The sequence below is a fragment of the Labrys sp. LIt4 genome, from assembly GCF_017813775.1.
Classification (GTDB): domain Bacteria; phylum Pseudomonadota; class Alphaproteobacteria; order Rhizobiales; family Labraceae; genus Labrys; species Labrys okinawensis_A.
Map to the genome: position 1 here is coordinate 180,389 of NZ_JAGIPY010000002.1, position 13,303 is coordinate 193,691.

Sequence of the window (13,303 nt, forward strand, 5' to 3'; positions counted from 1 at the left end):
GCTTTGCCAAGCAACGCTAGCCCCGTGGATCCCGATGCTATCCAGACGCCGTTTCCTGCTCAAAGCCGGCCTCGCCACGCCTTTCCTGTCAGGCGGCTACGCCTTCGGCGTCGAGCCGCAGCGTCTTGTGACGACACGCTACCGAATCTCGTCCGGCAATTGGCCTTCCGGACTGGTCCTCAGGATCGCCGTGCTCGCCGACATCCACGCCATCAATCCTTGGATGAGCCCTGCCCACATCGAGCGGATTGCGCGCGCCACCAACGCCCTCGAGCCCGACATCGTGCTGCTGGCCGGCGACTACGAGGCCAGCATGCCGCTCTATGGTGTCGGCTCCTATGTCTCGATGGAGGATTGCGCCAGAGCGCTCTCGCTGCTTCGCGCGCCCCTGGGCGTGCATGCCGTGCTCGGCAATCACGATCTGGGACGGCGTGGCAAGGGTGGCGACAATGTCCGGCGCGCCTTCGCCGCGCATGGCATTCCCGTCATGGAGAATGTGGCGGTCCGGCTGGAGAAGACAGGGAGAGGCCTCTGGCTGCTCGGCTTGGGAGATCAGTGGGGAGGGATCCATCATAGGAGGCTCGACGACCTGCCGGGCACGCTAGCCCAAATGAGCGATGACTCGCCCGCGATCCTGCTCGCCCATGAACCGGACATTTTTGCCGAGCTGGCGCATCTGGATCGCGAACGCCGCATTGCCCTGACGGTCTGCGGACACACGCATGGCGGGCAGGTCAGTTTCCCGTTCTATGGCCCGAGAGGCGTGCCCTCCCGCTATGGCAGGCGTTTCGCCTATGGCCACATCGTCGAAGACAACCGCCACCTTGTCGTCTCGGGTGGCCTCGGCATGACCGGGGTGCCGGTACGTTTCGGCGTACCGCCGGAGATCGTGATGATCACGCTGGATGGCGGCGGCTCACCGGTGAGTTAGGCCGAGCACCTCGTGCTCGGCTTGCGCATGGCGATTGCGCTTTCTTTCCATCGCTCCTGCATATCGTTGCTGCTGCGGCGCCACAAAGATGCGCGAAGATTGTTTCGTTCGTTGAAATATCCACGGTTCCGCATGCTCTCCAGACGCAATTTCCTCCTCAAGGCCGGCCTTGCCACACCCCTCCTGTTCGGCGGCTATGCCTTCGGGGTCGAACCACGACGGTTGCTGGTGACGCAGTACCAAGTCGCACCGCCCCAATGGAGAAGCGGCCCGACGCTGCGCATCGCCGTGCTCGCCGACATCCATGCCATCAATCCCTGGATGACACCCGCCCATATCGAGCAGATCGCCCTCACCACCAATGCCCTCAAGCCCGACATCGTGCTGCTGGCAGGCGACTACGAGGCGGGCATGGGGCGCTTCGGTGTCGGCTCCTTCGTGCCGATGTCGGAATGCGCCAGGGCGCTCTCGGTCCTGCGCGCGCCGCTCGACGTGCATGCCGTGCTCGGCAATCACGATATCGGCTGGCATGATGGCGACAATGTCCGCCGTGCCTTCAGAGCCAACGGCATCCATGTGATGGAGAATGCGGTGCTGCGGCTCGAGAAGGACGGGCGGCCCTTCTGGCTGCTCGGCCTCGGCGACGGCAATTACGGCCTCGACGACCTGCCGGGCACGCTCGCCAAGGTAGGCGACGCCGCCCCGGCGATCCTGCTGGCGCATGAGCCGGACATCTTCGTCGACGTGCCCGATCATATTGGCCTGACGGTCTGCGGTCATACGCATGGCGGGCAGGTGGTCCTGCCCGGCATCGGAGTGATTCATGTTCCCTCGCGCTATGGCAACCGCTTTGCCTATGGCCATATCGTCGAGGGGGATCGCCACCTCGTCGTCTCGGGTGGCCTTGGCATGACGGGCCTGCCGGTGCGCTTCGGCGTGCCGCCCGAGATCGTGATGATCACCCTGGGGGCGGGGCTGCCGGCGTCCGAGGCCTAATCCGTTTGCACTCCTGCCAAAGTTGTGAAACACAACGAACTCGTCTGACAATTGGGGCGGGTTCTGATCGCAATGACTTACGACACCATCATCGTCGGCGGCGGCTCGTCTGGCTGCGTGACAGCCATGCGGCTCGTGCGCGATCTCGGCCAGCGCGTATTGATGCTGGAAGCCGGCCCCGCCCGCATGAATCCGATCATGCATATGCCGGCCGGCTACATGAAATATCTGGCCAAGGACACCTATCTCACCATGCATAGGATGGAGCGCCAGCCCCAGCTCGACGGGCGCGCGACCATCGTGCCGCAGGGGCGGGTGCTTGGCGGCGGTTCCTCGGTCAATGCCATGGTCTATATGCGCGGCCAGCCGGCCGATTATGACAATTGGGCCGACAATTACGGGGCGGAAGGCTGGCGCTATGCCGATATCCTTCCGCATTTCATCGCAATGGAAGGCAATGCCGATCTCGACACGCCGGTGCATGGCACCGCCGGTCCGCTCAAGGTCACCAGGCCGCTCTATACCTGCGAGATGACCAGGGCCTTCCTGGAAGCGCTTCCGTCTCTGGGCGAGCCGCTCAACCCCGACTTCAATTCCGGACGCCAGCGCGGCGTGGGCCTCATGCAGGGCACCATGGATCCGGCGACGAAGCGCCGCTGCTCGGCCGTGGATGCCTTCCTGCCGCTGGTGCGCGGCGACGAACGTCTGACCATCACCACCGAAGCGATCGTGACGCGCCTCGTCATCGAGGGGAACCGCTGCACGGGTGTGGACTATGTCGAGGGAGGCCGAACCCAGAGAGCGTCCGCCGCCACGGTGATCCTCGCCGCCGGCACCTATGTCACGCCCAAGCTCCTGATGCTGTCAGGCATCGGCCCGGCCGACCATCTCCTGCGCCACGGCATCAAGCCCCGGGTTGACCTGCCGGGGGTGGGAGAGAACCTGCAGGATCATTGCGAGGTGCCGGTGATCGCCGCCTCCAACGGTCGCTACGGCTATTTCGGCCAGGACAAGGGCTGGAACATGATCCGCAACGGCCTCGACTATCTCCTGCGCAAGCGGGGGCCGGTAACCACCACGGGCGTGGAGGCCTGCGTCTTCACCAATCCCGACGACCCGCAGGCCGATGCATCGCTGAAGATCTATTGCGTGCCGACTGTCTATCTCGACCGCGACATCACCGATGTCACCGCCTGCGACGGTGTGACCTTCACCACCTGCCTGCTCAGGCCGAAATCGCGAGGGACGGTGAGGCTGCGTTCGGCGGATCCGCTCGAGCCGCCGGTTGTCGACGGCGGTTTCCTCAAACATCCCGAGGATATCAGGCTGATGATCGCGGGCCTGCGTTTTGCCCGTTCCTTCCTTGACACTTCGCCGATCAAGGAGAAGATCTCCCATGAGATGCTGCCGGGTGCCGACAAGGTTTCCGACGCCGATTTGCACGCCCATTGCAAGCGTATGGTCAAGACCAACTACCACCCCGTCGGCACGGCGCGCATGGGACGGGACGATGATCCGATGGCGGTCCTCGATTCCCAGCTGCGTGTGCGCGGCGTCGAGGGCTTGCGCGTATTCGACTGCTCGGTGATGCCCGAGATCGTCAGCGCCAATACCAATGCCCCGGTGATGGCCATCGCCCATCGCGCCGTGGAGTGGCTGAAGACGGGCTGACCGCCCGGCGAGGAGCTTGCCGGACGTGTCACATAACTGAAATATTCCTGCACTACGCGCTTCACGAAAGCATGGGCCTATGGCGCCCGAGACATGCCTGGCCGATCGGAACGGCCTTCTCGCAAGGAGTATTCGCATGACGACGCCAGCGGATAGCAGACCCAATCTCGACCGTATCCGGCAAGAAATCGCCGATGGATATGATGAAGAACTCGAATTGGAGCTGGAAGAGGCACGCCTCGACCGCATTCTGGGGGATGCACCCGAGCTGGAGGAGCGCGATACGCTCGATCGCAAGATCTATTTCCGCGAGCTCTTCCGCCTGCAGCACGAACTGGTCGAGCTGCAGGACTGGATCCAGCACCACAAGCTGCGGGTGGTGGTGCTGTTCGAAGGGCGCGATTCCGCGGGCAAGGGCGGCGTGATCAAGCGCATCACCCAGCGCCTCAATCCGCGCATCTGTCGCGTGGCCGCCTTGCCGGCGCCCAACGAGCGTGAGCGCACGCAGTGGTATTTCCAGCGTTATGTCGCCCATCTGCCGGCCGGCGGCGAGATGGTGCTGTTCGACCGCAGCTGGTACAACCGGGCAGGCGTCGAGCATGTCATGGGCTTTTGCACCGATGCCGAATATGAGGAGTTCTTCCGCTCCGTGCCCGAATTCGAGCGCATGCTGGTGCGCTCGGGCATCATCCTGTTGAAATACTGGTTCTCGATCACCGACGAGGAGCAGGAATTCCGCTTCAACATGCGTATCCAGGATCCGCTCAAACAGTGGAAGCTGAGCCCGATGGACGTGGAATCGCGCCGGCGCTGGGAAGACTATACCAGGGCCAAGGAAGTGATGCTGGAACGCACCCATATTCCCGAGGCACCCTGGTGGGTGGTCGAGGCCGTGGACAAGAAGCGCGCGCGCCTCAACTGCATCAGCCATCTGCTCAGCCAGATTCCCTATGGCCAGGTCGAGCATCCGCCGGTCGTCCTGCCCGAGCGGGAGCGCCACGAGGATTATGTGCGCCATCCCGTACCCTCGGAAATGTATGTGCCGAACGTGTTCTGAAGCATTTTTGCCCCGAGTGTGGGCGACAAGGCCAGGGACGTCGCCCGTCATCGTGGCGCCTCGCTTCGCGGCCGGCCGAAGCGGGGCGCCATCCGCTTTTGGCATGATCTCATCATTTGAAGCGCGGTCGGTTTTGGCTTAGGCCTGTGAGCCCAAACAGGTACAAGGGAGCCGCCCGATGTCGCTCATCGATCATGTCAAATCCACCCTGACGGAAATCGCCAGGGACGGCTTGTGGAAGAGCGAACGCGAGATTGCCGGCCCGCAGCGCGCCCGCATCGAAGTGGCCGCCGAGGCCGGACGGCGGCCGATGCTCAATCTATGCGCCAACAACTATCTCGGCCTTGCCGACAATCCCGAGATCATCGCCACCGCCAAGCAGGCGATGGACGGCCATGGCTTCGGCATGGCCTCGGTGCGCTTCATCTGCGGCACGCAGACCCTGCATCGCGAACTCGAGCGCACCATCGCCCGTTATCTCAACAAGGACGATGCGATTCTCTTCGCCGCCTGCTTCGACGCCAATGGCGGGGTGTTCGAACCGCTGCTCGGCGCCGAGGATGCCATCGTCTCCGACAGTCTGAACCATGCTTCGATCATCGATGGCGTGCGCCTGTGCAAGGCCAAGCGCTATCGCTTCGCCAATGGCGACATGAACGATCTCGAAGTGCAGCTGCAGGCGGCCCGCGCCGACAATGCCCGCCACATCTTGATCGCGACCGACGGCGTCTTCTCGATGGACGGCTATCTCGCCGATCTGAAGACGCTTACGGAACTCGCCGGGCGCTATGGGGCGAATGTGATGGTGGATGATTGCCATGCGACCGGCTTCATCGGCCCCGAGGGGCGCGGCACGCCCGCCCGCGCCGGGGTAGAGGACAAGGTCGATATCCTCACAGGCACGCTGGGCAAGGCCCTTGGTGGAGCGATGGGCGGCTATGTCGCCGCCAGCCAGCCGATCATCGATCTCCTGCGCCAGCGCGCGCGCCCCTATCTGTTCTCCAACTCGCTGGCTCCCCCGGTCGCGGCCGGCTCGATGAAGGCGATCGAATTGGCTCAGGCCGGCGATGATCTGCGCGAGAAGCTCTTCGCCAACACCAGGCGCTTCCGTGCGGGGCTGGAGAAGGCAGGCTTCGAACTCCTGCAGGGCGAGACGCCGATCATCCCGGTGATGCTGCACGACGCGCGCCGCGCCCAGGAGATGGCCCGGGCCCTCGACGAGCGCGGCGTCTATGTCGCCGGCTTCTTCTTCCCGGTGGTGCCGAAGGGCAGGGCGCGCATCCGCACCCAGATGTCGGCCGGGCTCACGCAGGCCGATATCGATTTTGCCATCGACGCCTTTGCCGATGCCGGGAAAGCTTTGGGCGTGATCTGATCTTTTCGCGTGATTGGTGTTGCAGGATGTAGTATTGTAACTACATTTCTTGCGGAGGTATTCGATGAAACATATGAGCAGCCGCGAGTTCAATCACGACATCGGCAAAGCCAAGCGTGCCGCTGAGGAGGGGCCGCTCTTGATCACCGATCGCGGCAAGCCCGCCTTCGTGTTGTTGAAACATGAGGAATATCAGCGTCTTGTTGGGCAAGAGCCGAGCATCGTCGATCTACTCCGCCAGGACGAGCCGGAAGCGGATTTCGATTTCGAGCCCCCGCGATTGCGTGAGATCGTGCGCAGGGAGCCGGTATTCGATTGATGTTCCTGCTGGATACCCATGTCCTGTGTCAGTTGCGTCGTCCCCATCTTGCCGCGCCGAAACTTGTTGAATGGGCTCGCGCCACCGCCAAATCGAGACAATTCATCTCCGCGATTACGATGATGGAACTCGAAATTGGCGTGTTGTCGATCGAACGCTGTGATCCGGCGCAAGGCGGAATCCTCCGCAACTGGTTGGTTGGCAAGGTCGAGCCCAGCTATGACGGTCGGATTTTGCAGTTCGGATTTCGGACCGCGCAGATATGTGCACGCCTGCATGTCCCGGACCGACGTCCAGAACGTGATGCAATGATCGCGGCCACGGCCTTGGAGCATGGCCTGACCATGGTCACCCGAAACGTCGCCGATTTTAGCCCCCTCGGCGTTCCTGTCTTCAACCCCTGGCAAGCCTGAAGGCCTCCCATGAAAGCCCTCGTCAAGTCCAAGCCCGAACCCGGCCTTTGGTTCTCGGACAATGAGCCGATGCCCGAACTCGGACCCAACGACGTCCTGGTGAAGGTGCGGAAAACCGGGATTTGCGGTACCGACATCCACATCTACAAATGGGATGCCTGGGCACAGAAGACGGTGCCCGTGCCGATGATCGTCGGCCATGAATATGCCGGCGAGATCGTCGAGATCGGCTCGGCCGTGCATAGCCTCAAGATCGGCGAGCGCGTGTCCGGTGAAGGTCACGTCATCGGCATGAAGAGCCGGGCGACGCGGGCAGGGCGCTTCCATCTCGATCCCGACACGCGCGGCATCGGCGTCAACATGCCCGGCGCCTTCGCCGAATATGTGAAGGTGCCGGCCTTCAACATCGTGCCGCTGCCCGAGGAGGTCGACGACGAACTGGGCGCCATCCTCGATCCGCTCGGCAATGCCGTGCACACGGCGCTGTCCTTCGATCTCGTCGGCGAGGACGTGCTGATCACCGGCGCCGGCCCGATCGGCATCATGGCGGGGGCCGTGGCCCGCCATGCCGGCGCGCGCCATGTGGTGATCACCGACATCAACCCCGTTCGCCTGGACCTTGCCGCCAAGGTGGCTGATGTCGTGCCGGTCAATGTCGCCAAGGAAGATCTGCGCGATGTGATGAGCCGCCTGAAGATGAAGGAAGGCTTCGATGTCGGCCTGGAGATGAGCGGCGCGCCGGTGGCCTTCCAGCAGATGCTCGACGTCATGCTGATGGGCTCCAAGATCGCCATGCTGGGCATTCCTGCCACGCCCTTCGCCGTGGACTGGAACAAGATCGTCTTCAAGATGCTGACGATCAAAGGCATCTATGGCCGCGAGATGTTCGAGACCTGGCACAAGATGCTGGCCATGCTGCAGAGCGGGCTCAACATCCGCCCTGTAATCACCCATCGCCTGCCCGTCGCCGACTATCTCCAGGGCTTCGAGACGATGGCGCGGGGCGAGTGCGGCAAGATCGTGCTCGACTGGGGGTGAAAGGAGCCGACGGCGATCTTATGCCGGTCATAGCGATCCATGAGGTCCGTCCATCATCGATCGTTGACTCGCAGAGGTACTAATTTATCATTCGTCAAACCATTGCAATGAGACAATCGACGACTGCAATGACGAAAAATTGAGGTACGTAACTCATGAAATCGGGAGGCATTATGGGTTTGTTTCAAAAACTATGTCTGGCGAGCGCCCTGGCTGCCGGCGTTCTCGCGGCGCCGGCCTTGGCGCAGGACAAGGAGACCGTCGGCATCGCCATGCCGGACAAGACGGTCGAGCGCTGGATCGACGACGGCAAGAACGTCGTCAAGCAGCTCGAAGCCAAGGGGTACGGGGCCGATCTGCAATATGCCAATGGCGATATTCCCGGCCAGCTCGCCCAGATCGAGAACATGCTGACCAAGGGCGACAAGGTGCTGGTGATCGCGGCGATCGACGGCACCACCCTGGCAGATGCTCTCAAGGCGGCGGCTGCCAAGGGCGTGAAGGTCATCGCCTATGACCGTCTGATCCGCAATTCGGAGAATGTCGACTATTACGCCACCTTCGACAATTTCCAGGTCGGCGTGCTGCAGGCGCAGTCGCTGGAGACGGCTCTCGGCCTCAAGGACGGCAAGGGGCCCTTCAACATCGAGCTGTTCGGCGGCTCGCCGGACGACAACAACGCCTTCTTCTTCTACAACGGCGCCATGTCGGTCCTGCAGCCCTATATCGACAGCGGCAAGCTGGTGGTGCAGTCCAAGCAGATGGGCATGGACAAGGTCGGCACGCTGAACTGGGACGGTTCGCTCGCCCAGTCGCGCATGGACAACCTTCTCTCCGCCTTCTACACCGACAAGAAAATCGACGCCGTTCTCTCCCCGAACGACACCCTCGCCCACGGCATCATCGCCTCTCTGAAGGCGGCCGGCTACGGCTCGGGCGACAAGCCGATCCCCTTCATCTCGGGTCAGGACGCGGAAGTCGCCTCGGTCAAGGCGATCATCGCCGGCGACCAGTATTCCACCGTTTTCAAGGACACCCGTGAATTGGCAAAGGTGTCGGTCGGCATGGTCGATGCCGTGCTCTCCGGCGGCAAGCCCGAGATCAACGACACCAAGAGCTACGACAACGGCAAGAAGGTCGTGCCGACCTATCTGCTCAAGCCCGTTTTGGTCACCAAGGACAACTGGAAACAGGTGCTGGTCGACAGCGGCTACTATAAGGAAGATCAGTTGAAATAGGGGCTCGGGACATCGAACGGTAACCAGCGACCGCAACGCCGGCCGTTCGCCCTGACGGATTGACCTGCGATGACGAGACGCGCCACCGTCGCTCCTGAAGGACGGTGGCGCATCATCTGTTTGCTAATTGTAATACCAATTGACAAGCATTGGAAAGCTCTTATGAATTCTGAGCCTGACTGGAAGAGGCATCTCCAGGCGGCATAGTTATGGACGCATTCCGCCATGCCTTGGAGATGAGAAGAGATCCCATTGGGACCACTTCGATTCCCGATATCGGCTGAGGGGCTATTTTCTAGAACCGGTCCGTCCCGGACCGGGAAAACGTCAACTTGGGAGAGAGACGTGAAATTGTTCAAATCCTTGCTTTTGGCTGCCGCCTTCGGCGCGATGACCGTCGCGTCGCCGGCCCTTGCTCAGGATAAGGGGCCTGTCGGCATCGCCATGCCGACCAAGACTTCGGAGCGCTGGATCGACGACGGCAACAATGTCGTCAAGCAGCTGCAGGCCAAGGGCTATGCCACCGATCTGCAATATGCCGACGACGACATTCCCAACCAGCTCGCCCAGATCGAGAACATGCTGACCAAGGGCGACAAGGTGCTGGTGATCGCCTCGATCGACGGCACCACGCTCGCCGACGTGCTCAAGGAAGCTGCCGCCAAGGGCGTGAAGGTCATCGCCTATGACCGTCTGATCCGCAATTCGGAGAATGTCGACTATTACGCCACCTTCGACAATTTCCAGGTCGGCGTGCTGCAGGCGCAGTCGCTGGAGACGGCTCTCGGCCTCAAGGACGGCAAGGGGCCCTTCAACATCGAGCTGTTCGGCGGCTCGCCGGACGACAACAACGCCTTCTTCTTCTACAACGGCGCCATGTCGGTCCTGCAGCCCTATATCGACAGCGGCAAGCTGGTGGTGCAGTCCAAGCAGGCAGGCATGGACAAGGTCGGCACGCTGCGCTGGGACGGTTCGCTCGCCCAGTCGCGCATGGACAACCTTCTCTCCGCCTTCTACACCGACAAGAAGGTCGATGCGGTCCTGTCTCCCTATGACGGCCTGTCGCGCGGCATCATCGCCTCTCTGAAGGCGGCCGGCTACGGCTCGGGCGACAAGCCCATGCCCTTCATCTCGGGTCAGGACGCGGAAGTCGCCTCGGTCAAGGCGATCATCGCCGGCGACCAGTACTCGACGATCTACAAGGATACGCGCCAGCTCGCCAAGGTGTCGGTCGACATGGTCGATGCCGTGCTCTCCGGCGGCAAGCCCGAGATCAACGACACCAAGAGCTACGACAACGGCAAGAAGGTCGTGCCGACCTATCTGCTCAAGCCCGTTTTGGTCACCAAGGACAATTGGAAGCAGGTGCTCGTCGATGGCGGGTACTACAAGGAAGACCAGCTGAAGTAAGTGGTCGTCCTTAAACCATGTTAGGGTATCGGGCGGCTGGCACCACGGTGCCGGCCGCCCTTTTCACAGGTCATCCACTATGACAGCCATCCTGGAAATGCGGGGCATCACCAAGACCTTTCCGGGGGTCAAGGCGCTCAGCAACGTCAACCTCACGGTCAACGAGGGCGAAATTCATGGCGTGGTCGGCGAAAATGGCGCCGGCAAATCAACCCTGATGAAGGTGCTGAGCGGGGTCTATCCCTACGGCTCCTACGAAGGGGAGATCCATTTCCGCGGCCAGGAGTGCCGTTTCAAGGATATCCGCCATTCCGAAGAGCTCGGCATCATCATCATCCATCAGGAGCTTGCCCTGGTGCCGCTGCTTTCCATTGCCGAGAACATCTTCCTCGGCAATGAGCAGGCCACCGGCGGCCTGATCGATTGGCCCCTGACCTATGGCAAGACCCGCAAGGTGCTGGACAAGGTCGGGCTGAAGGAATCACCGGACACGCTCATCACCAATATCGGCGTCGGCAAGCAGCAGCTCGTCGAGATCGCCAAGGCCTTGTCGAAGGACGTCAAGCTGCTGATTCTGGACGAGCCGACGGCCAGCCTCAACGAAAGCGACAGCGATGCGCTGCTCGATCTCCTGTTGGAGTTCAAGCGGCAGGGCATTTCCTCGATCCTGATCTCGCACAAGCTCAACGAGATTTCCAAGGTCTGCGACGAGATCACCGTGATCCGCGACGGTGCCTCGATCGAGACCCTCGACTGCCGCAACGAGGCGATCAGCGAGGACCGCATCATCAAGGGCATGGTCGGGCGCGAAATGGCCGACCGCTATCCCAGCCGCCAGCCCAAGATCGGCGAGCCGGTCCTGGAGATCAAGGACTGGGTGGTGCACCATCACGAGCATTCCGACCGGCAGGTGGTCAAGGGCGTGAACTTCACGGTGCGCAAGGGCGAGGTCGTCGGCATTTCCGGCCTGATGGGCGCAGGGCGGACGGAGCTTGCCATGAGCATCTTCGGCCACTCCTACGGCCAGCGCATCAGCGGCCAGGCCCTGATGCACGGCAAGCCGGTCGATCTTTCGACCATCCAAAAGGCGCTGGACAATGGCCTGGCCTATGTCACGGAGGATCGCAAGCAGCTCGGCCTCGTCCTGGAAGAGGACATCATCAAGAACATCACGCTCAGCAACCTGGAAGGTGTGTCGAAGAATTCCGTCATCGACGACATCAAGGAATTGCGGGTGGCCAACGACTACAGGCGCAAGCTGAACATCCGCTCTCCCAACGTCTTCCAGAAGACGGTGAACCTGTCGGGTGGCAATCAGCAGAAGGTGGTGCTCTCCAAATGGCTGTTTTCCAATCCTGAATTGCTGATGCTCGACGAGCCGACGCGCGGCATCGATGTCGGTGCGAAATATGAAATCTACAGCATCATCAACGAGATGGTGAATGAAGGCAAAGCCGTGCTGATGATTTCCTCCGAGATGCCGGAACTGCTTGGCATGTGCGATCGCATCTATGTGATGAATGCGGGCCGCTTCGTAGGCGAATTCCCCGGGGCCGAGGCCACCCAAGAAAAGATCATGCGCGCCATCATGCGTGCGGAAGGACATTGACGATGACGACAAACACCATGGAAGCCCAGGCTGCTTCGCCCAAGAAATCGATCCTCGAATATATCAGCGGCAATATCCGCGACTATGGCCTGCTGATCTCGCTGATCGTCATCGTCGGCTTCTTCCAATACATGACGGAAGGACGAATGCTGGCGCCGTCCAACATCAACAACATTCCCAACCAGAACGGCTATGTCATCGTCATGGCGCTCGGCATGTTGCTGGTGATCGTGGCAGGCCATATCGACTTGTCGGTCGGCTCTGTCTGCGCCTTCACCGGTGCCGTTGCCGCGACCTTGATGGTGAAGCTCGGCTGGCATTGGGCACCGGCGGCGGTCGCCACCCTGGTGGTCGGGGCGCTGATCGGCGGCATCCAGGGCTATTTCATCGCCTATCTGCGCATTCCCTCCTTCATCGTCACCCTGGCGGGCATGCTGGTGTTTCGCGGGCTGACCTATCGCCTGCTCGGCAATACCAATGTCGGTCCGCTGCCGGCCCAGTTCAACCAGCTCAGCGCCGGCTGGATTCCGGACCCGTTCGCGGCGCCGGGTTTCTTCACCACCACTTTTGCCCTCGGCCTGATCGCCGCGGCGCTGTTCATCCTGGTGAACATCAAGGGCCGGATGACTCGGCTCAAGCATGGGGTGGAGGAAGAACCGCTGGCGATCTTCATCGGCCGCAATATCCTCATGGCGGTCGTGACCGTCTATGTCGGCTACCTCCTCGCCATGTATCGCGGCCTGCCGATGGTGTTGATCATCCTCCTGGCGCTGACGCTGCTCTATGTCTTCGTGACCACCCGCACCGTGATCGGCCGACGCATCTATGCCCTCGGCGGCAACGAAAAGGCGGCCAAGCTCTCGGGCATCAACACCGATCGCCTTATCCTGCTGACCTTCGTCAATATGGGTGCATTGGCGGCGCTGGCAGGGCTCATCGTCACCTCCCGCTTCGGCGGCATGGCGACCCCGAAGGCCGGCGACGGTTATGAGCTCGACGTCATCGCGGCCTGCTTCATCGGCGGTGCCTCGGCCTCGGGTGGCGTCGGCAAGATCACCGGGGCGGTGATCGGCGCCTTGCTGATGGGAGTGATGAATGTCGGCATGTCGATCCTCGGCCTCGGCATCGACGACCAGAAATGGATCAAGGGCCTGGTGCTGCTCTTCGCCGTCTGCCTCGACGTCTACTACAAGAAGAAGCGCTGAGAGAGGCCATATCGATGGCAGTATGCCGGCCTTCGGGCCGG

The 13,303-nt window shown here is 61.8% G+C and carries 12 protein-coding genes; all 12 read left to right on the plus strand.

The window, feature by feature from the left end:
• Positions 1-34 precede the first annotated feature (34 nt).
• Positions 35-931 (plus strand): metallophosphoesterase, encoded by an 897-nt coding sequence (locus J8I29_RS03785; RefSeq protein ID WP_209430696.1) that lies wholly within the window; start codon positions 35-37, stop codon positions 929-931.
• Between the two features lie 132 nt (positions 932-1,063).
• Positions 1,064-1,927, plus strand: a complete 864-nt coding sequence (locus tag J8I29_RS03790; protein ID WP_209430697.1) for a metallophosphoesterase — start codon at positions 1,064-1,066, stop codon at positions 1,925-1,927.
• A gap of 72 nt (positions 1,928-1,999) precedes the next feature.
• Entirely contained in the window at positions 2,000-3,598 is a 1,599-nt protein-coding gene (locus J8I29_RS03795; RefSeq protein ID WP_209430698.1) for a GMC family oxidoreductase N-terminal domain-containing protein, read from the plus strand.
• 136 nt (positions 3,599-3,734) lie between these two features.
• Complete coding sequence (gene ppk2 / locus J8I29_RS03800; RefSeq protein ID WP_105861874.1) at positions 3,735-4,655, plus strand: polyphosphate kinase 2; 921 nt, start codon at positions 3,735-3,737, stop codon at positions 4,653-4,655.
• A gap of 178 nt (positions 4,656-4,833) precedes the next feature.
• Positions 4,834-6,030 (plus strand): glycine C-acetyltransferase, encoded by a 1,197-nt coding sequence (locus J8I29_RS03805; protein ID WP_209430699.1) that lies wholly within the window; start codon positions 4,834-4,836, stop codon positions 6,028-6,030.
• Positions 6,031-6,094: 64 nt separating this feature from the next.
• On the plus strand, positions 6,095-6,349 hold the full coding sequence (locus J8I29_RS03810; RefSeq protein WP_209430700.1) for a type II toxin-antitoxin system Phd/YefM family antitoxin: 255 nt from the start codon (positions 6,095-6,097) through the stop codon (positions 6,347-6,349).
• A complete protein-coding gene (locus tag J8I29_RS03815) occupies positions 6,349-6,762 on the plus strand; it encodes a type II toxin-antitoxin system VapC family toxin (RefSeq protein ID WP_209430923.1) in 414 nt (137 codons plus the stop codon). The genes J8I29_RS03810 and J8I29_RS03815 overlap by 1 nt, the downstream gene beginning before the upstream one ends.
• 9 nt (positions 6,763-6,771) lie before the next feature.
• A complete protein-coding gene (gene tdh / locus J8I29_RS03820; RefSeq protein ID WP_209430701.1) occupies positions 6,772-7,800 on the plus strand; it encodes an L-threonine 3-dehydrogenase in 1,029 nt (342 codons plus the stop codon).
• A gap of 173 nt (positions 7,801-7,973) precedes the next feature.
• On the plus strand, positions 7,974-9,038 hold the full coding sequence (gene chvE / locus J8I29_RS03825; RefSeq protein WP_209430702.1) for a multiple monosaccharide ABC transporter substrate-binding protein: 1,065 nt from the start codon (positions 7,974-7,976) through the stop codon (positions 9,036-9,038).
• 345 nt (positions 9,039-9,383) lie between these two features.
• The gene (gene chvE, locus J8I29_RS03830) at positions 9,384-10,448 is read left to right on the plus strand and encodes a multiple monosaccharide ABC transporter substrate-binding protein (protein ID WP_105861880.1); all 1,065 of its coding nucleotides are present in this window, start codon (positions 9,384-9,386) and stop codon (positions 10,446-10,448) included.
• Between the two features lie 79 nt (positions 10,449-10,527).
• Positions 10,528-12,057, plus strand: a complete 1,530-nt coding sequence (gene mmsA, locus J8I29_RS03835) for a multiple monosaccharide ABC transporter ATP-binding protein (RefSeq protein WP_105861881.1) — start codon at positions 10,528-10,530, stop codon at positions 12,055-12,057.
• A 2-nt stretch (positions 12,058-12,059) separates the two neighbouring features.
• The gene (mmsB, locus tag J8I29_RS03840) at positions 12,060-13,262 is read left to right on the plus strand and encodes a multiple monosaccharide ABC transporter permease (RefSeq protein ID WP_280869775.1); all 1,203 of its coding nucleotides are present in this window, start codon (positions 12,060-12,062) and stop codon (positions 13,260-13,262) included.
• Positions 13,263-13,303: the final 41 nt, after the last annotated feature.

Excerpts from the sequence above, each read along its gene's own strand:
- J8I29_RS03785 (WP_209430696.1), top strand. The coding sequence starts at position 35 with ATGCTATCCAGACGCCGTTTCCTGCTCAAAGCCGGCCTCGCCACGCCT.
- J8I29_RS03790 (WP_209430697.1), top strand. The coding sequence starts at position 1,064 with ATGCTCTCCAGACGCAATTTCCTCCTCAAGGCCGGCCTTGCCACACCC.
- J8I29_RS03795 (WP_209430698.1), top strand. The coding sequence starts at position 2,000 with ATGACTTACGACACCATCATCGTCGGCGGCGGCTCGTCTGGCTGCGTG.
- ppk2 (WP_105861874.1), top strand. The coding sequence starts at position 3,735 with ATGACGACGCCAGCGGATAGCAGACCCAATCTCGACCGTATCCGGCAA.
- J8I29_RS03805 (WP_209430699.1), top strand. The coding sequence starts at position 4,834 with ATGTCGCTCATCGATCATGTCAAATCCACCCTGACGGAAATCGCCAGG.
- J8I29_RS03810 (WP_209430700.1), top strand. The coding sequence starts at position 6,095 with ATGAAACATATGAGCAGCCGCGAGTTCAATCACGACATCGGCAAAGCC.
- J8I29_RS03815 (WP_209430923.1), top strand. The coding sequence starts at position 6,349 with ATGTTCCTGCTGGATACCCATGTCCTGTGTCAGTTGCGTCGTCCCCAT.
- tdh (WP_209430701.1), top strand. The coding sequence starts at position 6,772 with ATGAAAGCCCTCGTCAAGTCCAAGCCCGAACCCGGCCTTTGGTTCTCG.
- chvE (WP_209430702.1), top strand. The coding sequence starts at position 7,974 with ATGGGTTTGTTTCAAAAACTATGTCTGGCGAGCGCCCTGGCTGCCGGC.
- mmsA (WP_105861881.1), top strand. The coding sequence starts at position 10,528 with ATGACAGCCATCCTGGAAATGCGGGGCATCACCAAGACCTTTCCGGGG.
- mmsB (WP_280869775.1), top strand. The coding sequence starts at position 12,060 with ATGACGACAAACACCATGGAAGCCCAGGCTGCTTCGCCCAAGAAATCG.